Origin of the sequence: Pelomonas cellulosilytica (genome assembly GCF_021353265.1) — a bacterium.
Lineage (GTDB): Bacteria > Pseudomonadota > Gammaproteobacteria > Burkholderiales > Burkholderiaceae_C > Pelomonas > Pelomonas cellulosilytica.
This window is the reverse complement of sequence record NZ_JAJTWU010000004.1, coordinates 229,538-251,378: the sequence shown is the minus strand read 5'-3', so window position 1 is coordinate 251,378 and position 21,841 is coordinate 229,538. Positions and strand designations below refer to the sequence as shown.

Here is a 21,841-nt window from a genome sequence, read left to right as displayed (position 1 = left end):
TGGTGCAGGGCTTGTGGCCTCACAGGGCCCGATTTCCGAGGTCGGGAGCGCGCGTGTTCCACGCCGGCGGAGGCCCGGCAACGGCTCGCCGATGTGGTCGCGGCGCTGCACACGGGCATCCCCCCACACGTAGCGGTCTCCGGCAGCGCCTGCATCGCCGTGTCCACCTCCATAGGCGTGCATCGACTTGCTGAAGCGCCCGACTGATGGCGACCGCCGCCTGCCCCCCTCATTTGCGTGGGTCGTCGCTGTCGCGACTGGGTCTGTGGCGGCGTCTCTACCAAGGGGCGCATCTGCGGCTTCGTGGAACAAACGCCGCGATGTTGCGTTGCGGCTGTGAGGAGTGAACCGCCGTGTGAAGAAGTCCTCTCCGGCGGCCTCTCAACACGGGCCGCATCGGCGGACGTGATCGAGCCGCGCATCGCAGGCGCGCTCCCCCACACATCGACAGGAGAACGGCATGCTGAAACTTGCTTTCGTCGCTGCAGCGGCGCTGTGTTTGCTACCCGCTGATGGTGCCCGTGCGGAGACAACAACACTCCCCCTCGGCGCCTATTCCATCGCCTATAACCCGGACGGCGAGGGGCTGTCTCGTGCGACGCTCGGGTATATCGAAAAATTCAGCGAGGGGCCGAATGGCGTTTACAGTTTTGAGTGGATTCTTCCGAAGTACTCGTACTTTGGTGCGCCGGGTTCGATATATGCCGTGTCTTTCACGCTGTTGTTGAGTGAGGGTTTCGAATTCCGCGGAGGCCTTTCGGCGCAAGTCGGAGATTACATCCACGCCTGGGACAACAAAGGCGACAACGGTTTAAGTTTCTTCAACCGTTGGTCTGAAAACGTCGATGAATCTTACCATTCAATCTGGCTTAAGAGGCCCCGAGTCAAGCTCGCGAGCGCGAGCGTGCCGATCAGCGATCATGTCGAGCAATGGTCTGCAAGTGGAGTCGTGGTTGATCTGGAGGGCAAGCGAGCGCTGAAAGTCGTTTCAGAACTCTATATGGACGGCCCTGCATATAACATCCTTGACACACTGGAGGACGGTAGGCTCCGTTTCACGTTCCAGGCGGTGCCGGTCCCTGAACCCGACTCATATGCATTAATCACTGCGGGGCTGGCCGTGTTGGCGCTGTTTGCTCGCCGCCGCTTGTCAGGTTCAAACCAAGGGGCGCCATTGGGGCCTTCGTTGTTTAGGTCTGAGCCTGTGCCGCTTGCGACTGCCGAAGTTCGGCACGACCGCTCATATCCGCACTCGGGGCGTCCCGCTGCAACCTGAGTTCCCGGGACGTCGTCGCTTTGCCGATCTGAGACGCGAGCAGGCGCTCGGTGCCTCATGCCGCCACGCTGGAGCGTCTAGCTGCGGTGCTTGCAGTCCCCTGGATGCGGCGTTCTGTTGTGGCGCGCCGCCTTGCGACCAATCGTCCTTGCATTCAGGCGCCGCTCTTGCGCGCCTCTCGCGTGCTGTCAGCCGCGCCACTGCCATACATACACCTGGAGAATTTGCCATGAAAATGAAGTTTCTCGCTCTTGTGTTGATGTTGAATGCCGCCAGCTGCGCCATGGCTTTTGAGGATTCAGTAAATACTCAAGCCTATTCGTTGAACTATTCGTCGTACTTTATTGTGGGCGATCATGTTGATTTTAACGATGGTCAGGCCGCGCAAGAATTGACGTGGAAAATTTCCCCCAAAGTGAACGCTGGGGTGCCAAATGAAATCGCAAAATCCTATTCGTTTGGATTGGGTGATTTTGCGTTTTCGGCCAATGAGGGATATGTCCTGAAAGGGTTGAATGTTGAGCTCGGAGATCTAACATTCTTCAGAACCGCTACGACGTTTGGAGGTTCAGGTGTAAACGCAACGTTCTACTATGTAATTTCTGTTGATGGAGGGGAGGCTGAATGGATGCAGCCATCGTGGATGACCAGGACGGAATACGGTTCTGACGGTTACTCGTTCGGCACTTTTTCTGGAACTTACAATCTGATCGAAGGAAGTTTTAGAACTGCAGCGATGAGTCTGCGAGTAAGGCTCGACGTAACCGCGGGGCCAGGTGAGGCAGCGTTTGTAGGCGCCATCCCAGATACCCGTGCCAAGCTCACTTTTCAAGCACTTCCCGTCCCCGAGCCGCAAACCTATGCGCTGATGCTCGCTGGCTTGGCGGGTGTTGGCTTCATCGCCAGACGCCGCAGCAGCCGTTGACCTTACTTGCCCGTCCCTGGCGGTTCTCAGCATTGATCGCACGCACTGACGTGGCGCAATCGTTCTAGCGGGCCGCTGACACGTTGACGAGTCGGTAGTCGTTGGGCTCCTCAGTTAGCGCTTCAATTCCAAGATGAGTGGTGACCGCGCCGGCAAAGTGACTCGCTCACCGAGGGCAAGCCGCCGACCACTCATCACGTCAGTTGCGGATCGCTGGCCCGTAAGCCGTTCGCCGAATCGCGACAGCACCAGCTCCACCGGCTTGTCGTTCTTGTTCAGCGCGACCATCACTGTGCGCTCACTGTCGTAGCGGAAGAACACGTAGACACCGTCCATCGGCGCGTACTGCATGAGCGCGCCATCATGGATTGCGGTGGCCGTCTTGCGCCAGCTGAAAAGCCGGCGCGTCCAGTCGAGCATGTCGCGCTGCTGCTCGCTCAGGCCCTCGCCGGTGAAGGCGTTGACCGGGTCGCCCGGCCAGCCGCCGGGCATGTCGGCACGCACGCGGCCGTCGTCGCGTTCCGTCGGGCTGTCCATCAGCAGTTCGGTGCCGTAGAACAGCTGCGGGATGCGACGCGTGGTGGCCAGGTAGGCGAGGGCGAGCTTGGTGAGCCCCACGTCGTGCTTCAGCAACGGGAACAGCCGCGGCGTGTCGTGGTTGCCGTCGAACAGCACGAGGTTGCCTGCGTCGGGGTAAACGAAGTCATGCGCCAGACCTTCGTACAGCCGCTGCAGGCCGGTGTAGGCGCCATCGGCCTCGGTGAGGCCGCCCAGCAGCGCGCCGTTCATCGGGAAGTCCATCATGCTCGGCGCATAGGACACATAGCCGTCGTGGTTGTGCTTGCCGCGCTGCCAGTATGAGACCACAGCAGGGTAGGGGCTCCATTCCTCACCGACGATGTTGAGCCGCGGGTACTCCTGCATGACGCGGGCGGACCAGCGGGTCAGGAAGTCGCGGTCCGAGTAGGAATAGGTGTCGGTGCGCAGGCCCGACAGGCTGTAAGTCTCGATCCACCAGAGCGTCATCTGCGTGAGATAGGTCGCCAGCTCGGGGCGGCGTTGGTTGAGGTCGGGCATGCCGGGCACGAACCAGCCGTCGGTGAAGCGCTGGCGGTCGCTGGGCGCCGCGTACGGGTCCTGCAGCGTCATGCGCGCGTGATGCGTCTCCTGGTAGTGGCCTTCCGGCCCGTGGTTGAGCCAGTCCCGGGCCGGCAGGTCGGCCATCCACCAGTGGCCGGCGCCGATGTGGTTGAGCACCACGTCCTGGATGACGCCCAGGCCGTGGGCGCGGGCCTCGGTGACCAAGGAGCCGAAGTCGGCGTTGCTGCCGAAGCGCGGGTCGATCCGGTAGAAATCGGTCGCGGCATAGCCGTGGTAGCTGTACTGCGCGCTGTTGTTCTCTACCAGCGGCGTGGGCCAGACCTGCGTGAAGCCCAGGCCCGCGATGTAGCCCAGATGCTGGCGCAGGCCGGCCAGGTCGCCGCCGTGGCGGCCGTTGGGATCGGCGCGGTGGACGCCTTCCTTCATGCCGGCGTTTCCCAGCGCCGCGCCCTGGGCGAAGCGGTCGGGCACGACGAGATAGATCGCATCTTTCGAGCCGAAGCCCTGTCGCTCGGCCGAGCCCGGCGCGCGTGGGCGCAGCGGGTAGCGCAGCGTGGTGTCGGCCAGCGTCAGCGTCAGATCGCCGGGGGCGGCGTTGGGTCCGATGTCCAGGTCCACGAACAGGTAGTTCGGGCTGTCGGCGCGGTGGCTGCCCTTGAGCGTGACGCCGGGGTAGGGCGCCAGTTGCGGCGTCGCATCGGCGATACCGGGGCCGTGCAGCATCAGCTGCAGCGAGGTGTCGCGCATGCCCGTCCACCAATGGGGCGGTTCAACGTGTTGGAGGCCGGCGGCCAGCGTGGGCAGGGTCATCAGCAGGGCGGTGGCAAGGGTGATCAGGGACCTGAACATGGCTATTCCGGCAGTTGCAGGCGGTAGACGCGGACTGACAGCGGCGGCAGCACTGCTTTCGCTTGCCCGTTGCTGTCGGTGCGCAGCGGCGCGACGCCGCGCGGCAGCAGCGCGATGGCGCGCGCGCGCCGTGGCAGCGCATCGACGGTGACGGTGACCGGCGCGTCGCCGTAGTTGATGGCGACGAGGCTCAGCTCGCGGCCATGGCGGCGCGTGAACTGCCAGGCCGTGCCCTGCACTTGCCCGCGCTCATAGGTGCCGACGGTGAGTGACGGGGAGGCCCGGCGCAGCGCAATGAGCTCGCGGTAGAAGTTGAACAGCGAGCCGGCATCTCGCTGCTGGCTCTCGGCGTTGTGCTGGCTGCGGTTCAGCGCCAGTGGGCGAAAGGGCTGCGGGTTCGTCGAGAAGCCGCCGGACGGCGTCCAGCTCATCGGCGCGCGCAGCGGCGCGTCGTCGCTGGCGTCCTTGCCGTCGATGCCGGCCAGGCCTATCTCCTCGCCGTAGTAGACGAAGGGCGTGCCAGGCAGCAGCAGATAGCTTGCGGCGGCCAGTCGGTAGCGGGCCTCGTCGCCGTGCAGCTGGTCCCACAGGCGGCGGCCGGTGAAGATGTCGTGGTTGTGCAGGAAGGTCGCCATCGTCGGCAACATCGTGCGGTGGTAGTCCGCCACGCGCTGCACCGCGTCGGCGTCGCCCTTGGCAGCCTTCACGAGGTCGTAGTTCAGGTTGAACGCAAAGGCGCCGCCGCACAGCTCCGGCCTGCCGTAGGCGATGGGATCGGCCGTGGCTTCGCAGACGACGTAGCGTCCCGGGTAACTCTTGATCAGGTCCTGGAAGTGCTTGGTCAGCGCACGGCTCTCGGGCTGGTCGTTCCAGTCCTTCGCGTTGTTCTCGATGAGGTGCGGCGCGGCATCGAGCCGGTAGCCGTCCAGCCCGCGGTTGAGCCAGAAACGCAATGAGTCCTCGTGATAGCGCACGACGTCGGGGTTGCGCAGGTTGAAGTCCGGCATGGCCGGGCCGAAGGTGCCGAAGTAAGTGTCCGGCGCGCCGGGTGCCGGCTGAGGCAGGTCCTTGAGGTCGCCGGTCCATGTCCAGGGCTGCCGGCTAGCGTCGTACCACGGGTACTTGTCCCAGATGTTCCAGCCCGGGCCGGGGTCGGGGTTCCAGACGAACCAGCTGCGCCACGGGCTTGCGCGGTCGGCGACGGCCTGCTGGAACGGCGGGAATTGCCAGGAAGCGTGGTTGATGACGTAGTCCATGACGATGCCGATGCCGCGCCGGTGGGCCTCGCGGATCAGCGCATCAAAGTCAGCCAGCGTGCCGTAGGCCGGCTCGATGCGGCGGTAGTCCATGGTGGCGTAGCCATGGTCGTGGTCGCTGCTGGCGGTGATGGGCATCAGCCACAGGCCGCTGATGCCCAGCATCTTCAGATAGTCCAGCCGCTGGATCAGCCCGCGCAGGTCGCCGATGCCGTCGCCGTCGCTGTCCTGGTAGCCGCGGACAAAGACTTCCATGAAGACGCCGTTTTGCCAGTGCTCGGATAACCCGCTGGGCCGCGGCTCGGGCGGTACGGCGCGCGTGTCGACCCATGCATGCGCGGTCTGTGCGAGCGCTGCCGCCAGGCACATCAAGAGATTTTTGATCTTCATGTATTCAAACTACTTGTCTCCGGGGCGTGAGCTTAGCCTCCAGCTCGCTTTTGCATTGGCAGGGATTTCTCTTGGTGTAGTTTTGCTACGATCATTTCAACAACAAGGAGACATGCATGCGCCTGACCCACAGGCATCGCTGGCGCTGGCTGATGGCGCTTCTACTGGCCGTGGCCGCGATCGGCGCGAGTGGCGCTGATCTGGCGGACTGCAACGCCGGTGTGCCGCCCGCGGGGCCGTCAGTGCGCCCTCCGGCGCAGGCGTACTGGCTGGACGCCGCCACGCTGCAGTGGCCGGGGCTGCAGGTGCCGTCCAACGCTCGGCTGCGGCTGCATCACTCGGCCGCGGCAGCCCTTAAGGCCCTGCCAGGAGAGCCCGTCGCCGGCAGCGACGGCAGCGTGGCGTTGGTGCCGAGTGGCGCACCGCTGCCCGAGCGCTTGCGCTTCATTGGCGCTGGCCCGCGGTTCGCGCTGCCGGCGGGCGTCGACGCGGCGCCGCTGTTTCGCGAGCAACTGCTGCTGGTGCTGGAAGACGAAGCCGGCCGTGTCATCACGTCCACCGGCCTGCAACTGGCCGGCGCGCTGGACGACCGCTATGCCGCGGCAGATCAGGTGCAGGATTTCGGCGCGCATCCCACGCCCGCGCGCACGCGCTTTGTGGTCTGGGCGCCGACGGCGCAACGCGTCGTACTGTGCCGGCATGCCCGGCTCGAAGCACACGCTACGGCTGTCGACGCCATGCAGCGGGACGACACCACTGGCGTCTGGCGGGCAGAACTGCCGGGCGACCTGAGCGGCCAGGGCTACCGCTTCATGGTGGACGTCGTGACGCCCACGCATGGACGCGTGCGCAACCTCGTCACCGATCCCTATTCGGCGGCGCTGACGGCTGATTCGCGGCTCAGCGTCGTCGCCGACCTGGCCGCACCGGCACTCAAACCGCGCGGCTGGGACGCCGCACCGCGGCCGGCGCGCTTGAAGGCCGCGACCGACCAGGTCATCTACGAGCTGCACGTGCGCGACTTCTCGGCCAGCGACACGAGCGTGCGGCCGGCTTGGCGTGGCAAGTACCTGGCCTTCACCGAGGCGGCGTCCGACGGCATGAAGCACCTGAAGGCGCTGGCCCGGGCCGGGCTGACCGACGTGCACCTGCTGCCCGTCTTCGACTTCGCGAGCGTCCCCGAGCAGGGCTGCCAGCAGCCCGTCGTGCCGGCCGCGGCGCCGGACAGCGATGCCCAGCAGGCTGCCGTGATGGCCGTGGCGGCCGAGGACTGTTTCAACTGGGGCTACGACCCCTGGCACTTCGGCGTGCCGGAGGGCAGCTACGCGACCGAACCGCTTCGGCGCGTCGTCGAGTTCCGCCAGATGGTGATGGCGCTGCACCGCGCCGGCCTGCGGGTGGGCATGGACATGGTCTACAACCACATGGCCGCGGCGGGCCAGCATCCGCAATCGGTGCTGGACCGCCTCGTCCCCGGCTACTACCACCGGCTTGACGCGCACGGCCAGATTGAGCGCTCGACCTGCTGCGACAACACGGCCACCGAGCACCGCATGATGGCCAGGCTGATGATCGACACCGCGGCGCGGTGGGTGCGCGAGTACCGTATCGACTCGATGCGCTTCGACCTGATGGGTCACCAGCCGCGCGAGACGATGGAGCGGTTGCATGCCCGCGTCGATGCCGAAGCCGGCCGCCCGGTGCAACTGCTGGGCGAGGGCTGGAACTTCGGTGAAGTGGCCCATGGCGCCCGCTTCGTGCAGGCCTCGCAGCTGAGCTTGAACGGCAGCGGCATCGCGTCGTTCAGCGACCGCGCCCGTGACGCTGCACGGGGCGGCGGGGCGGGCGAGAGCGGGGACGACAGCGTGCGCCGCCAAGGCTGGCTCAACGGCCTGGTCTACGCACCCAACGCGCTGGCCGATGCCCGCCCGCAGGCGCTGCTGGAAGCGGCCGACATGATCCGCGTGGGGCTGGCCGGCACGCTGCGCAGCGTCGAGCTGACAACGTGGCGGGGCGAAAGGAAGCGCCTGGACCAGATCGCCTACGGCGACCAGCCGGCCGGCTTCGCCAGCGAGCCCGGCGAGGTCGTCAACTACGTCGAGAACCACGACAACCAGACGCTGTTCGACATCAACGCGCTGAAGCTGCCTCGCTCGACGAGCCGCGAGGACCGCGCCCGCGTGCAGATGCTGGGTGCGGCGCTGGTGGCCTTCAGCCAGGGCGTGGCGTATTTCCACGCCGGGCAGGACATCCTGCGCAGCAAGAGCCTGGACCGCAACAGCTACGACTCGGGAGACTGGTTCAACCGGCTCGACTGGAGTTGCCGCGGCAATCATTTCGGCACGGGATTGCCGCCCAGGCGCGACAACTACGGCCCGGGCGGCCGCGACTGGCAACTGGCCGCCGAGCGGCTGGCCGACGACAGCATCGCGCCGCGGCCGGCCGATGTCGCCTGGACGCGCGACGTGTTCCGCGACCTGCTCCGCATTCGCGCCAGCACGCCGCTGCTGCGGCTGGCCTCGGCGGCCGAGATCCGCCGGCGCGTGAGCTTCCCCGGCAGTGGCGCGGGCCAGAACCCGGTGCTCGTGGCGACCCGGATCGACGGCCGGGGGCTCGCCGGCCCACGGGCCGTGATGACGCTCATCAACGTGGCGCCGACGGCCCAGCAGCTCACGCTGCCTGAGGAGGCCGATGCGCGGTGGGTGCTGCACCCTGTGCAACGCCGCGGGGCGGATGCGCGTGTCAGGCGCGAGGCCCGTTTCCACGCGGGGCGGTTCTATGTGCCGCCGCGCAGCGCCGTCGTGTTCGTGCAGCCCTGAATCGCAGCGGCCACCGCTCTCAGCGGGCGTCTTCCGGCCGAAAGCGCAGCCCGTAGCGCTTGAACAGCCGCTCGATGCTGCCGTCGGCCAGCAGCGCCTCATGCGCCTGGCGCAGCCGGGCATGTTCGGCGTCGGTGACGCCGCTGTGGGCCGCCAGCCAGATGTCAGCGGACTCCAGGGTCAACCCCGTCTGCAACTGCGCCGGCGCCTGGCCGCTGCGGCGCCAGGCGTCGTTGTGGATCAGCTCGCTGCCGTAGAGCGCGTCGGCCAGGTTGCGCTGCAGCGCCCGCTGCATGTCGGCGATGCTGCTGAAGGCAATGAGCTGTCGCGGCCTGACGTCCAGCTCGTGCAGCCGTCCCTGGTTGGAGGAGCCGCGCAGCACCGCCACGCGCAGGCTTCGCGCCTGCTCGGCTGTGTCCACCCTTGGCTGGTGCGCCAGGTTCATGAAGCTGAACCGCTGCGCATAGAGCTTGATAAGCCACTGGAATCGGCCCTCGCGGTCGGGCGTCCGGTTGAGCGGCATGATCAGCGTGCGCGGCTTTTCACTTGCCAGCAGCATGGCACGTGCCCACGGGAAGAAATCCGGCTCCACGCTGAGATCGGCGCGCTGCAGCACCGCCTCGACGAGGTCCAGCAACACGCCACGCTGCCCCAGGCCCCCCTGCATTGCCATCGGCGGCAGGTCGCTCGTCACGAGCGTCAGCGGTGGTTGCGCAGCGGCGGCTGGCAGGGGTGGCCAGAGCAGCGCGGGCAGGGTGGCGACGAGGAAGCGGCGGCTGAGATGGTGCACAGCACCATCCTCTCAGCCTTGTGTGGCCGGGGCAAGCGGCCGAGGTCTGAAGGGCTTATTTCCCGCGCCGAGCCGGTTGGAAGGGTGGGTGACGAGAAGCGACCGGGGGACAAAGCGTGCAGATGACTCAACACGGCGCCCGGCCGGCGGACTAAGCTGAGGGATGGCCGGCGAAGCCCCGGCCCTTGACAGCGAGGAGACCTCCATGAACATTCGCGCCTGGGTCGCGGTGCTTGTCCTGACGGGCGCGGGCCTGAGCGGCTGCGCCACGGCTCCGGAGGCTGCGCCGCCGCCCGACGTGTTCGTAGATTCGGCGTTTGCGCCGCCCAGCATGCGTATCGACACCGAGGAGCCGCTGGCGCTGAGCCCGGCGATGAAGCGCTTTGCCGACACCGAGATGGCTAGCGAGATCCGCGCCAAGGGCGTGCGCCAGGGCCTCATCGACGCGCTCTACACCAAGGGCCGACTGCAGCTGGACTACGACAGCGAGATCACCCGCACCGCGGCAGAAGCCTTCGATGCCAAGCGCGGCAACTGCATGTCGCTGGTGCTGATGACGGCCGCCTTTGCCCACCACTACAAGCTGCCGCTGCGCTTCAACAGCGTCTACCTGGAAGAGAACTGGACCCGGTCCAACAACATCTTCTTCGTTGCCGGCCACGTGAACGTCAGCCTGGGCCGGGCGTCCGCGTCGGCGTCGCCGGCCAACGTCATGGTGTTTGGCGAGCCCGACCTGCTGACCATCGATTTCCTGCCGCCCAAGGAGCTCGGGCACAACCGCAGCCGCGCGATCGAAGAGTCCACGATCGTGGCGATGTTCCTGAACAACCGCGCCGCCGAGTCCCTGTCAATGGGCCGGCTGGACGACGCCTACTGGTGGGCCCGCGCGGCCATCATGACCGACTCTCGCTGGCTGGCGGCCTACAACACGCTGGCGGTGCTCTACCGTCGCAAGGGACTGCAGGCCAATGCGGAGGCCACGCTGCGGTTGGTGCTGGCTCGCGAGCCGCTGAACATGCAGGCCATGTCCAACCTTGTGCTGGTGCTGACCGATGTCGGCCGCCGCGACGAGGCGCAGAACTTGGCCACCCAGCTGGCTCAGATCCAGCCGGTGCCGCCTTACAAGTTCTTCGACGAAGGCGTGGCCGCGATGAAGGCCGGCGAGTACGCCGCGGCGCGCCAGTTGTTCCGCAAGGAAGTCGCCCGTGCCGCCTATGTGGCGGAGTTCCACTTCTGGCTGGCGCTGGCCAATTACGGGCTGGGCGACGTGGCCGGCGCGCGCGGCGAGATCACCAAGGCCTTGGAGAACAGCGCGACGACGCAGGACCGCCGGATGTATGGCGCCAAGCTCGCGTGGCTCAACGAGCGGCGCGAGCTTGGCGGGCGGCTGAAGGAGCCGCTGCGCGGCGCGTCGGGCACCTGAGCGGTCGAGCGGGCCGGCGCTCAGAGCGGCGCGAGGCCGTGCCGGGCGCGTGCCCGCGCACAGGCGTCATCACCGATGCCCATCGGCGCGCGCTCGCCGAACTCGCGGCACGGCGACGGGCGCCACTCGTGGATGCCGCAGCTCGCCTTCACGCCCACCTGGCCGCTGAAGGCGGCGCAGCGCGGCTGGGCATGGTCGGTGCCGCGCAGGCGCACCAGGCGCTCGGTCAGCTCGACGGCCAGGCCGTCCGGCACGCGCCCGCCTTCACTCTCCAGTTCGCTGCGGTCGAAATCCACGCGGAAGCTCGCGCAGCAGGCGCCGCAGCGCAGGCAGGGGTTGTCACTCATGCGGCGAGTTTAGGCAGGCCGCCGCGGGTCAACCCGCGCTGACGGCGATGCGGCGCGGCTGCGCGTGCGCCTGCTTGGGAATGCGCAGCGTCAGCACGCCGTCGCGCAGCTGCGCCTCGATGCGCGAGGCATCGAGCTCGCGGCTCAGCGTGAACGAGCGGCGGAAGCGCGGCACGCGCACTTCCGCGTAGACCGGCTCCAGGCCTCCCGGCGTCGCGGCGGCGACGCTGCCTTCGATGAGCAGCGTGTCGCCCTCGACCTGCAGCGCCAGCTGCTCACGGGCCACACCCGGCAGGTCGGCCAGCAGCGTGATGCCGGTGTCGTCCTCGCTCACGTCCACGCGGGGCAGCAGTGCGCGCTGCGTGGCGTCGCCTTCCGCGCCAGGTCGGGCCGGCGCGCGCGAGGGGGCGTTGTCGGTTTGAACGGCATGGGTGCTCATGGCGATGGCTCCTTTGAGGGTTACTGGACGGCGATGCGGCGCGGCTGGGCGTCGGCCTGTCGGGCGATGCTGATGCGCAGCACGCCGTCGCGGTAGGTGGCGTTCACCTGCGAGGCGTCGGCGTCGTCGGGCAGGGTGATCGCGCGGCGGAAGCTGCCGCTGAAGCGCTCGCGGCTGTAGCTGCGCGCGCCTTCGGCCTGGGCCGCGGCGGGCCGCTCGCCGGAGATGCTCAGCACGCCGCGGTCCACGGTTACGTCGATCTTGCTGGCATCCAGGCCGGGCGCGAAGGCGTAGATCTCCACGCTGGTGGGGGTGTTGCCGACGTTGATCGCCGGGAAGGTGCCGGGCGCGGTCGAGCGGATGCTGGATGGCGCGGCCAGGCCGCCGAAATGCTCATCGAACTCGCGGTTCAGACGGTCGACGTCGGCGAAGAAGCTGGGTGGAAAGGTCCAGAGTGACGAGTACATGCAAGCCTCCTTTCAGTTCGAGATGCCCGCATCCACGGGGCATCACCGCCGAATTAGGAGCGGCTTGCGACGTTTCAAGAGGTCGGCTGCGCTGGCTCGCGCACGACGGTGACCGTGCAGTCCGACTCGGCCACCACATGGCCCGACACGCTGCCGAGGTAGCGCCGCCGCGGGGACGCGCCGCGGGCGCCCATGACGATGTGGTCCACCCCATTGCGCCGCGCGAAGTCCACCAGTGCATCGGCGATGTCCGGCGCCTCCAGCACGTGGAAGGTCAGCCGCCCGTCCTCGAGGTTCAGCGCCTTGCTGATGGGCCGTGCCCAGTGCTTGAGGGCGATGAGCTGCTTCACGTGCAGGCTCTGGCCGTGCTGGTCGGTCAGCTCGTCGATGCCGATGCGGTTGATGCGCATGACGGCCACACACGCCAGCCGGGCGCCCGGCTCAGTCAGCATGATGCGGCGCACCGTCTCGCAGAGTTGGGCGCGCAATTCGTTCGTGCCTCGCTCGATCTCCACCGCCGCCATGACGATGGGGCTGCGGGCCAACTGCTCAGTCACCGGCTGGACGGGCGCGGGCTCGGCGCCCAGCGCGAAGAACCAGCGCTTCAGGTGGCGGATGGCGCCGCTGGCCTGCACCCGCTCCGCGCGCGCCGTCAGCGCCACGCCGGTGGGCTCGCGCAGGTCCAGCGCCAGCTGCGCCGCGCTCTGGTAGCGGCGCTCGGGCCGGACCTCCAGGCAGTGCAGGATGATTTCCTGCAGCCAGGGCGGCACGTCGGGGCGGATGGCCCGCGGAGGGACCGGTTCCACATAGAGGCGCCGGCGCAGCCCGCGCACGGAGTTCGGCTGGCCGAAGGGGCGCTCGCCGGTCGACAGGTGGTAGAGCATGACGCCCAGTGCGAACAGGTCGCTGCGTGGGTCGCTGCGCACGAACTGCACCTGCTCCGGGCTCATGTAGGGCCCGGTGCCCATGGGCAGCGTGAACTCCTCCTCCAGCAGGTCGGGCAGCTGCGCATGGCGGCTCAGACCGAAGTCCACCAGCACCGCGGTGCCATCGGGCCGGAACATGATGTTGCTGGGCTTGACGTCCAGGTGCACGACATGTTGTCGGTGCAGAGCGGCCAGCGCCGTGGCCACGCGGGCGCCGATGTCGGCCACCTCCTCCGGGGGCAGCGGCGCGTCGTCCAGGCGCGGGCGCAGCGTGTCGCCGGGGATGCGCTCCATGACGATGAAAGCCTGACGCGTCCAGTCGCCGCGCGCGACGTAGCGGGGCACGTGCGGGCCGCTCAGTTGCGGCATCAGCATCTGCTCGACCTCGAAGCCGACGATGGTGGCCGGGTCCTCCCCGCCCTTGATGCGCGGTACCTTCATCAGCAGCTCGAAGCCGTCATCCGACCCGTCGGCGCGGCTGACGCGCCACAGGTTGGCCATGCCACCCTGGTGCAGGCGCTCTTCGAGGCGGAAGCCGTCCAGCACCTGGCCGGCTTGCAGCGGCGCGGGCGGTGCCGGAGTGGGGGAGGCGGTGGTGGTGCTCATTCGCCGAGGGTGAGGCGGCGCGCGAGGCGCTCGGTGATGGCGGAAGGCATGGCCGTGGCGCGCAGCGCCGCGCAGGCGGCTTCAACGTCGTAGGCCACGCGCTGGAAGGTAATGCGGGCGTCGTCCAGGTCGGACTTGGCCGGGTCCAGAAGCGCATAACAGGCCGCCGGATTGCCGTCGCGCGGCTGGCCGCAGGAGCCCGGGATGGCTAGCCACTGGCGGTGGCCCGGCAGCGGCATCGGCACGCCCGACAGCGGCCGGAAGTCGCCCGCCTTGCCGGTGCCCGACAGGTGGTAGAGCATGGGCTCGTGCATGTGGCCGCAGACCTGCACGCGCGCATTGTTGGCGTGCAGGCTTTTCACCGCCTCGGCGCGGCCCTGCACGTACTCCCAGCTGGCCGGGTCGAAGGCATTCGCGTGGACGAACAGGCAGTGCCCCGGCTCGCCATGCGCCTGCAGCGGCAGCCGGCCGAGGAAACGCAGCTGGTCTTCGTTCAACTGGGCCCGTGTCCAGTCGATGACGGCGCGGGCGTCCGGGTGCATGCCGGGCATGCTGCCGTTGACGACGGCTTCGTCGTGGTTGCCCTGGATGGCGATGGCGCCATCGGCGGCGAGCGCCATGACCTCATCGACCACCCAGGCCGGATCGGCGCCGTAGCCGACGAAGTCGCCCAGCAGGGCGTAGTGGGTCACGCCTTGCGCTCGCGCGTCGGCGAGCACGGCCTCGAAGGCCTGGCGGTTGGCATGAATGTCGGTGATGAGAGCCCAGCGCATGCCGACAGCTTGCCATGAAGCGCTGACGCCGGCCCGACAGCGCCAGCGCTTCTATGGCGCCAGATCGGGACGGATGCTGGCCAGGGCCTCGCCCAGCTCACGCGCGGCGGCGGGGTCGCGTGCGGCGAGGGCCCGGGCCAGCCGTCGCAGCGGCTCGGCCGCCGGCTGGAAGTCCGGGCTCTGGCGCAGCACGGCCAGCAGTGGCGCGCCGACGCGCGTCAGCATGACGGCCGGATCGGCACTGGGCGCCGTGCGCCGGCCGAGGTCAAGGTAGGCATGGCGGGCGCGGGCATAGGCGTCCAGGCGTGGAGCAAGGTCAGGGCGCGTGAGCAGGCTGGTCGTCTCTACGCTGACCTGCGCCAGCAGGTTGAGCAGGCGGTCGCGGGGTGTCGTCTCCGGCGCGTACGTGACGCGAGGCGCCCGGTACGCCACCCATGGGCGGTCGTCGGTGTTGATCGGCGCGTCGGCGGCCAGCCGGCGCAGCGACGCGTTGTCGGCGATGAAGCTGCCCAGCACGGCGAGGTCGTCCCCCAGGCCGAAGGGGGTGGCCATGTCCGGCTTGGTGGTGCCAGCGCTGAAGCGCGTGCCGCCGGCCCGGCCGACGAGACCCAGCGTGGGCGTGTCGAGGCTGTTGCTGGCCAGCAGCGCGGCGCCGTCGGGAAACGCCTGCAGGAAGGCGGCGGTGATGCTGCGCAGCGTGTCCACGTCCAGTTGGTGCAGCGGCAGCCATTGGCAGAACACCCCCTGAGGCGCCAGCCGTTCGCGCACCGCCCGGAAATGCTCGACCGTGTAGAGCGCACCAGAGCCGCTGCGGGCGGGATGGAAGTTGTCGGAGACGATGACGTCGTAGTGCCCGGCCGCAGTGCGCACATAACGGCGCGCGTCGGCGGCGATCAGTCGCGGCGCCGGGCCGGCTCCCACTGAAGCCAGGGCCGGGCGGAACAGCGCGGTGGCCTCGATGACCTCGGGCAGCAGCTCCACGGCGTCGACCGACAGGCCTGGCAGCCGTCCGGCCACGCCTGACGTGACGCCGGAACCGACACCGAGGAACAGCGCGCGCTGCGGCGCGCCATGCAGCAGCAGCGGCAGCAGCGCCTGGCGGCCGTCAACCAGCACGGTCGCGCTGCTGCCTTCTTGCTGGCGGTTGTTGATGCGCAGGCGCGCGACGCCATCGGCGTCCTCGACGACGCTGACGGCCGCCATCGGGCCGTCGCGGTAGCTCAGCAGGTGGCCGCCGTCGGGGAGGGCGATGAAGGCCAGCGGCGGCGCCAGCAGCGCGATCGCCACCGCGGCGCCCGCCGGCGCCCACCAGCTGGCGCGTCGCCAGGCCGGTGCGAGCAACAGGTAGCCCGCGGCGACGAGTAGTAGCGCGCTCTTCGGGCCGAGGGCCGGCGCCAGCACGACGCCGAACAGCGGTGCCGCGGCCATCGCGCCCAGCGTGTTGACGCCCAGCGCCCGACTGAAGGGCTGGCCCGCGTTCGCCGCCTCGGCGCTGAGCTGGCAGAACAGCGCCCCCATCAGCAGCGTGGGCAGTGCAAAAACCGCCATCGCCAGCAGCGCCTCGGCGGCCAGTGCGCTCGCCAGTGTCGGCGGCAACAGCGTCAGCAGCGCCTGCTTCAGCGCCTCGGCACCCCACAGCGCAGCCATGCCCAGCAGCACGCTGGCGGCCAGCGCCTGCAGAAGCGCCGCGCGGTCGCGCAACCGGTGCCAGCGCGCAAAGGCTGCGGCGCCCAGCGCGCTGCCGGCGAGATAGACGGCCAGCAGCAGCGCGAAGGTGTAGACCGTGTCCTCTGCCACCTGGCTCAGCACGCGCACGGCCAGTACCTCGTAGCCGATGCCGAGCAGGCCAGTGGCAGCGAGCCGCCACAGCGCCCCATCCGGGCGCGGGGGGGGACAGGGCGACATCGGGCGCGATCGCAGAGCCATGCCGGCCAGTGCGGCGCAGCCGAGGTTGAGGCCGACGCACAGCCCGGCGCTGCGCGTGAGGCCCAGATCGGGGATCAGCCAGAACGCCGTGGCCAGCACGCCTGCGACGGCACCCAGCGTATTGGCGGCGTACAGCGGCGCCACGCCGGCCGTACCCAGCCGCGCCATCGCTGGCAATGTCGCGCCCATCGCGGCGGTGGCGGGCAGCAACAGCAGCAGGCTCGCGCCGAAGGCGACGCTCCATTGCCACAGCGGCGTGGCGTCCGGGCCGATGAGCTGCAGCGCGGCGCCGCTGGCTGCCGGCATGATGGCCATCAGCACGGCGCCCCAGATGCCAATCAGCGCCTCGCAGCCGGCATACCAGCGCAGCGGCGCCGCGCTCGCCTCGATGCGCCGCCCGAGCCACAGCGCGCCGAGCGACAGGCCACCGAAGAATGCCGCCACGACGGCGAGGACTGCGGCCGACTCATGGCCCAGCACGAGGCCGAACTGCTGCGTCCAGACGATCTGGTAGCCCAGCCCGGCAAAGCCGGACGCGGCCATCAGTGCCAGGGCGATGGCTCTCAACCGTTGAAGCTCAAGCTGTAGCCCCAGCTGTCCAGCCGCGTGGGGATGGCGTTGAGCGCCAGCGTGATGCGCCGCTCGCCGGCGTTGGGCGGCACGGCGTGCATCAGGTAGCTCGGGAACAGCATCAGATCGCCCGGGCTGGGCGATGGGCTGACCCACTTCTCGGCGTTGTAGGGGCCAGTCACGACGCCGGCATGGTCGTTCTTCAGCGAGAAGTCGTTGCCGCCGGGCGATTTCATGAAGACAGTGCGCGCCGAGTCGTGTGTCTCGGTCAGGTACACCACGCCCGAGGCGAAGCTGTTGGCGTGGTTGTGCATGGACTGCCGCCCGCCGGTGTCCAGCACGTTGACCCACATCTCCTTGATGGCCCAGCCCAGCGTCTCGCCGAACAGGTGGCGGCCGAATTCGGCGATCTTGGGCGTGATGAGCGCCGCGGCTTCGACGAGCAGCGGGCTGTCCGATGGCTGCAGCATTCGCGTGTGCGACAACGCGTCGGAGCTGTTGTTGGGCTGCAGCGCCTGGGCGCTGAAATGAGTCACCAGCGCGTCCACCAGCGCCGGCGGCAGCACGCCGGGCGCCCGCATGACCGGCGTCGGGAACAGCCCGACAACTTCGTCCTGGCCGCTCATGCGAACACCGCCGCGATGCGCAGCCACGACCAGTACGCCGCCACGCTGCCGATGCCGTAGAGCAGCGCCGTGCGCAGCCGCTGCGCGGCGGGCCAGCGGGCCGTCAGGCGCCACATGCACCAGCAGGCGCCCACCGTCATCAGCTGGCCGATCTCGACACCGACGTTGAACGTCAGCAGTGCGACGAGCAGGTGGTTCTCCGGCAGGCCGATGTCCTTCAGCGCGCCGGCAAAGCCCAGGCCGTGCACGAGGCCGAACAGGAATGCGACGACGGCCGGCCAGCGCCGCGCCAGCGTCTGCCGCTGGTGCAGCGCCTCGCTGGCGACCAGCACGATGGACAGCGCGATGGTGGCCTCCACCGGCGGGGAGCGCAACGTCAGGAGCCCGAGCGCACTGCTGGCCAGCGTCAGGCTGTGCGCGGCCGTGAAGGCCGTGATCGTCCAGACCAGCCGGCGCTGGAAGCCGACGAGGAACAGCAGGCCGATGACGAACAGCAGGTGATCGACGCCGCCCAGGATGTGCTCCACGCCCAGCAGCGTGTAAGCGCTGGCGATCTCGCCCATGCCGCGCGGGTCGTTGGCGGCGCCGTAGAGCTGCACCGTCGGCTGGGCCTTGGTGATCGTGTAGACGCGGCTCTCGCCATCCAGCCAAAAGACCTTGATGACGGCAGCCGAATAGCGCTCGCCGACACCCTTGACGGACAGCGTGCCGGTCAGACCCTGCTCGCCGCAGCGCAGCATGTTGGCCTCGGCCGTGCAGCGCTCGGGCCACACCGGCGTGAGGTCCTGCGAGATGGGACGCTTCTCGCCGGCCATCCACTGCCAGGTGAACACGCCGCGCTGCGTCTCGCGCAGCTGCATCTCGGCCATGCTCATCTCGTGGGCCGGCGCGGGCAGGGCGGCCACCGCCAGTACGAGCATCAGCACGGCCCGCAGCGCGATGAAGATGCGGCTCATGGCGCAGCTCATTGGGCCGTCGCCTCGACCTTGATCGTGTACTTCTTGGCCAGCGCCGCGACGGCCGCGCTGCGCTGCTCGGCCAGCGTCGCGTCCGTCCAGTCCTGCAGCACGACGCCCCGCAGCGCGTCGAAGTTGCCAGGCTTGGCGGGCGACGTCGAATCCAGCCGCACCGCGCGCCAGCCCTCGCGCGAGCCCAGCGCCAGCCATTGGCCGGGTGTTGCCTTTTCCAGCGTTTTCGCGAAGTCGTCGCCATAGCTCTGCACGAGATTGCCGTGCGGCCGGCCTTTGAAGACGCGCAGGCCGGCCTTAGCGTCGCCCGGCGTGCCGTTGTTGAGCTGGTTGACGAAGGCACGGACGGCGGCTTCGTCGGGATTGCCTTCCAGCACCGCCTCCTGGAAGTCGAAGCGCTCCGGCTCGTCGTATTTCTCGCGGTGCTTCTCGAACCAGCTGCGCAGTACGGTGTCGGAGACCGGCGGCAGCTTGGTGCCGCCGTCGACGACGCTCAGCGCCTTGAAGATGACGCGCTCACGGATGGCGGTGTCGCCCTTGTCGAGCTGCAGCGCCAGGCCTTCGCGGTACAGCACCTCGTTGTCGAGCCAGACCTTGCGCAGCGCGGCCATCTCCTCCGCGCTGGGCTCGCGGCCCCGCTGGGCCTTGAAGAGCTCGCGCGCCTCCTGCTGCACGTCGGCGCCGACGACGATCTCCTGCGCCGAGCCGGCCGCACCGTTGACGAGGCGATCCGCGCCGAACAGCGCCGCGCCCAGCAGCACGAAGTGCAGCAGCGGCTCGCGCGTCCAGCCGGGCAGGCCCGGGCGGTGGGGCGGCGCTTGCGTGGTGGCCGAAGTCAGGGGCAGCTGGGCGGACATGGGGCAGGGACCGGAAGGATCGACAGGCGGCGCATGCTAGCGACGCCGCAAGACAAAACGACGACAGGGTGCCGCCTCCAGCGGCGAAGCCACCCATGAAAAAAGGGCGCCGCATCGCTGCGGCGCCCCTTAGGCCAGGCCTGAGACGGCTTACTTCACGCCGGCAACGGTGAAGGAGTTGGCCACTTCGACGTAGATCGGGTTGCTGTAGAACCAGAGGTCCGACCAGGCCGCCACGTCATAGGACACGTACTTCTGGCCATTGACCGTCGCCAGGTGGGACGGGCAGCCGTCGATGGTGCCCTTGTCCTGCGTCCAAGTGGCACCCGTGGCCGGCACGTTGGTGCCGACGGTGTTGCAAGGGATGCGCAGCATCGACGGGTCGTTGGCGTTGGTGTAGATGTCCGACAGCGGGTTGCCGCTGGCGTCGGTCTCGTAGGGCACGGCCGCCGGCAGGTTGCTGCCGCGCAGGCGCACGTACTGCGAGGCCTGCACCGCCGGGATGCGGAAGCTCATTTTCAGGAAGGTCGTGTTGTCCACCCCCGACTGCACCGCCGTCCAGGCCGACGCGCCATTTCCGCTGAAGGTCTTCAGGATGGCAGCGGACAGGTTTTTCGCCGCGTCCGGCACGTTGGCCAGGCCCGTCGTCGTGCCGTCGGTCTTCAGCCAGTCGGTATTGCGCGGCCATTCGCCGGCGTAGCCGGCCGTGCCCGGCGTGCGATAACCGGTGACCTTGCCGCCGATGACGTCCACGTGGTCCAGCACCGGCTTGTTGATCGGCTGGGTGATGCCGATCTGGGCGAGGGATGGGTTCGGGAAGCTGTAAGGCGAGTAGTTGGTGCCGGCAGGATCACGCAGCACGACGGCCACGACGATGTCGGCGCCCGGACGGGCAGTGAGCTTTTCGCCCATCGTCGCGCAGCCGGCCTTGTCGATGTCGGTGGCGTTGGTCGCAGCGGCCAGCGCGATCGCTTCAACAGAGGCGTTGGTGCGGGCGCCGACGCCGGCGTAGGACGTGCAGGCAACGAAGGCCAGGCGGTCGATCAGCTGGCCGGTGGCCGACCAGGCATTGCCGGTGCGCAGGCCATCGACGATGGTCTGCGGACGGAGCTTGTCGGCGCCGTTGCGCACCAGCACGTGGGTGCGCTGGTACTCGCCAGGGTAGAAGTCCTGCGACGAGCGACGGTCATCCGGACCGAACTGGCCGCGGTTGTGCCAGTCGGAGCTGGCGAAGAACCACCAGTTGCGGCCTTCGCCCAGCAGCGCGTCCCACACGCCACCGATCTGCCCGGCGTACACGCCAGTGCCACCGTAGGTCGTGCCGCCGACGGAGTCGACAAGGCCGAAGCCGGCGAAGTTGTTGCGCTTGACCTGGTACTCGCCGCGGTTGTTGGCGGCGCCATGGCCCGGCTGCGATTCGAAGCCGAAGGCGATATTCGGTGCGGCGTTGTTGAAGTTGCGCAGGTGCTCGATGTTGAAGCCGTTGTTACCGTTCGGGTTGAACGGGCCGGCACGCTCCAGGTGGGCGGGCACGTAGTAGCTCTGCTGGCCGTGGAAGTTGGCCATCCACTTCAGCGCTTCCACCGTCTTCAGGTGGCCGCGCTCGCCGGTGCCGGTGCCGCCGGCGGGCAGCAGCTTCTTGGCGGCGTCGTTCCAGCCAAGCGTGGCGGACGTGGAGTCGGCGCTGGCCGGGTTGGCGCAGTTCCAGTTGTTGCCGGTCGTCGTGCCGGTGGTGTTGCCGCGGCTGGTGTCGGTGTCGCCACGGTCGAAGCAGTACGACCACTGGGCCAGCGCCGTGGCGTTGCCGAGCGCCGTGTAGCCGGGCGTCGTCGGCAGCGTGGCGGTGTCGACGGAGGCGGGCATCTGGCCGGTGATGACGGACATCGACGTGTGCTCGTGGCCGGCGACGACGGACTCCAGGCCGATGAACAGCGGCAGGTTCTTCTTCGCAGCGAGGTACTCGATGACGGGGTACTGGTACTCCTGCAGCGACTGCCAGCGCCACATGTTGCCTGTGCCGCCAACGCCACCGCCATCACCCTTGAGGTTGGCAGCGCCGATGCTGTTGGCCCAGGTCGTCGTGGGGCCCTTACCAGGGATGGTCGGGTAGGCGGGCGTCGACAGGTCCTGGTCGGCCTGCAGGGCCGGGTCTTCGGTCAGCGTGCAGTTGCGGTTGCCGTTGCCGCCGTGGCCGGCCTGGACAAACCAGTCGAGGCCCCAGGGCGTGTCGTTCTTGTCGGTGACCTTTTTCACCAGCTTCTGCATCGAGATCGAGCCGTCGGAGCAGGTGGTGTGGTTGTGGAAGTCGCCCGACACGTACTTGCCCGGCGTCTTGCCGGCAGCGGTGGCGAAGTTGGGCGCGATGACGGCGGCGCTGCCCAGGGCGGCGACGGCGGCCAGCGCGATCTGGCTCTTGGTGAGGATGTGGGTCATGGAAGCGGCTCCAGGGGAGATGAGTGGGGGGCCAAAAACGGGGCGGATGCTATGGACCGGCCATGACCTCGGCG

At 68.6% G+C, this 21,841-nt stretch carries 17 protein-coding genes; 4 read left to right on the top strand and 13 right to left on the bottom strand.

Going from position 1 to position 21,841, the window contains the following annotated elements; all coding sequences use genetic code 11:
* Nucleotides 1-460: 460 nt before the first annotated feature.
* Both LXT13_RS12205 and LXT13_RS12200 read left to right on the top strand, forming a co-directional pair.
* Nucleotides 461-1,276 carry a PEP-CTERM sorting domain-containing protein gene (locus LXT13_RS12205; protein ID WP_233372202.1) on the top strand — a complete coding sequence of 272 codons (816 nt, stop codon included), beginning with the start codon at nt 461-463 and terminating at the stop codon, nt 1,274-1,276.
* A gap of 229 nt (nt 1,277-1,505) precedes the next feature.
* Nucleotides 1,506-2,201, top strand: coding sequence for a PEP-CTERM sorting domain-containing protein (locus LXT13_RS12200; protein ID WP_233372201.1), 696 nt, complete (start codon nt 1,506-1,508; stop codon nt 2,199-2,201).
* Between the two features lie 114 nt (nt 2,202-2,315).
* Here the strand turns inward: LXT13_RS12200 and LXT13_RS12195 are convergent, their stop codons facing one another.
* Together LXT13_RS12195 and LXT13_RS12190 are read right to left on the bottom strand one after the other, a co-directional pair.
* Nucleotides 2,316-4,151 carry a glycoside hydrolase family 13 protein gene (locus LXT13_RS12195; RefSeq protein ID WP_233372200.1) on the bottom strand — a complete coding sequence of 612 codons (1,836 nt, stop codon included), beginning with the start codon at nt 4,149-4,151 and terminating at the stop codon, nt 2,316-2,318.
* A 2-nt stretch (nt 4,152-4,153) separates the two neighbouring features.
* Nucleotides 4,154-5,797 carry an alpha-amylase family glycosyl hydrolase gene (locus LXT13_RS12190; RefSeq protein WP_233372199.1) on the bottom strand — a complete coding sequence of 548 codons (1,644 nt, stop codon included), beginning with the start codon at nt 5,795-5,797 and terminating at the stop codon, nt 4,154-4,156.
* Nucleotides 5,798-5,913: 116 nt separating this feature from the next.
* Here LXT13_RS12190 and LXT13_RS12185 point away from each other — a divergent pair, with 116 nt between their 5' ends.
* Nucleotides 5,914-8,616, top strand: a complete 2,703-nt coding sequence (locus LXT13_RS12185; RefSeq protein WP_233372198.1) for an alpha-1,6-glucosidase domain-containing protein — start codon at nt 5,914-5,916, stop codon at nt 8,614-8,616.
* Nucleotides 8,617-8,635: 19 nt separating this feature from the next.
* Here LXT13_RS12185 and LXT13_RS12180 read toward each other — a convergent pair whose 3' ends face one another.
* Complete coding sequence (locus tag LXT13_RS12180) at nt 8,636-9,406, bottom strand: substrate-binding periplasmic protein (protein ID WP_233372197.1); 771 nt, start codon at nt 9,404-9,406, stop codon at nt 8,636-8,638.
* A 205-nt stretch (nt 9,407-9,611) separates the two neighbouring features.
* Between LXT13_RS12180 and LXT13_RS12175 the strand changes: the two genes are divergently transcribed.
* Entirely contained in the window at nt 9,612-10,829 is a 1,218-nt protein-coding gene (locus LXT13_RS12175; protein ID WP_233372196.1) for a tetratricopeptide repeat protein, read from the top strand.
* Between the two features lie 20 nt (nt 10,830-10,849).
* On the opposite strand, the gene LXT13_RS12170 is transcribed toward LXT13_RS12175, so the two are convergent.
* From LXT13_RS12170 to LXT13_RS12125, 10 genes are all read right to left on the bottom strand, one after another.
* Nucleotides 10,850-11,176 (bottom strand): YkgJ family cysteine cluster protein, encoded by a 327-nt coding sequence (locus LXT13_RS12170; RefSeq protein ID WP_233372195.1) that lies wholly within the window; start codon nt 11,174-11,176, stop codon nt 10,850-10,852.
* 28 nt (nt 11,177-11,204) lie between these two features.
* A complete protein-coding gene (locus LXT13_RS12165; protein WP_233372194.1) occupies nt 11,205-11,615 on the bottom strand; it encodes an Hsp20/alpha crystallin family protein in 411 nt (136 codons plus the stop codon).
* Nucleotides 11,616-11,635: 20 nt separating this feature from the next.
* Entirely contained in the window at nt 11,636-12,082 is a 447-nt protein-coding gene (locus LXT13_RS12160) for an Hsp20/alpha crystallin family protein (protein WP_233372193.1), read from the bottom strand.
* A gap of 74 nt (nt 12,083-12,156) precedes the next feature.
* The gene (locus LXT13_RS12155; RefSeq protein ID WP_233372192.1) at nt 12,157-13,614 is read right to left on the bottom strand and encodes a bifunctional serine/threonine-protein kinase/universal stress protein; all 1,458 of its coding nucleotides are present in this window, start codon (nt 13,612-13,614) and stop codon (nt 12,157-12,159) included.
* A complete protein-coding gene (locus LXT13_RS12150; RefSeq protein WP_233372191.1) occupies nt 13,611-14,387 on the bottom strand; it encodes a metallophosphoesterase family protein in 777 nt (258 codons plus the stop codon). Before LXT13_RS12150 ends, LXT13_RS12155 begins: the two co-directional genes overlap by 4 nt.
* 51 nt (nt 14,388-14,438) lie before the next feature.
* Entirely contained in the window at nt 14,439-16,880 is a 2,442-nt protein-coding gene (locus tag LXT13_RS12145; protein ID WP_233372190.1) for a spermine/spermidine synthase domain-containing protein, read from the bottom strand.
* Nucleotides 16,877-17,509, bottom strand: coding sequence for a putative 2OG-Fe(II) oxygenase (locus LXT13_RS12140; RefSeq protein WP_233372189.1), 633 nt, complete (start codon nt 17,507-17,509; stop codon nt 16,877-16,879). The genes LXT13_RS12145 and LXT13_RS12140 overlap by 4 nt, the downstream gene beginning before the upstream one ends.
* Entirely contained in the window at nt 17,506-18,465 is a 960-nt protein-coding gene (locus tag LXT13_RS12135; protein ID WP_233372188.1) for a HupE/UreJ family protein, read from the bottom strand. Before LXT13_RS12135 ends, LXT13_RS12140 begins: the two co-directional genes overlap by 4 nt.
* An 8-nt stretch (nt 18,466-18,473) precedes the next feature.
* On the bottom strand, nt 18,474-19,334 hold the full coding sequence (locus LXT13_RS12130) for a peptidyl-prolyl cis-trans isomerase (RefSeq protein WP_233372187.1): 861 nt from the start codon (nt 19,332-19,334) through the stop codon (nt 18,474-18,476).
* Between the two features lie 150 nt (nt 19,335-19,484).
* On the bottom strand, nt 19,485-21,767 hold the full coding sequence (locus LXT13_RS12125) for a hypothetical protein (RefSeq protein ID WP_233372186.1): 2,283 nt from the start codon (nt 21,765-21,767) through the stop codon (nt 19,485-19,487).
* Between the last annotated feature and the right edge of the window lie 74 nt (nt 21,768-21,841).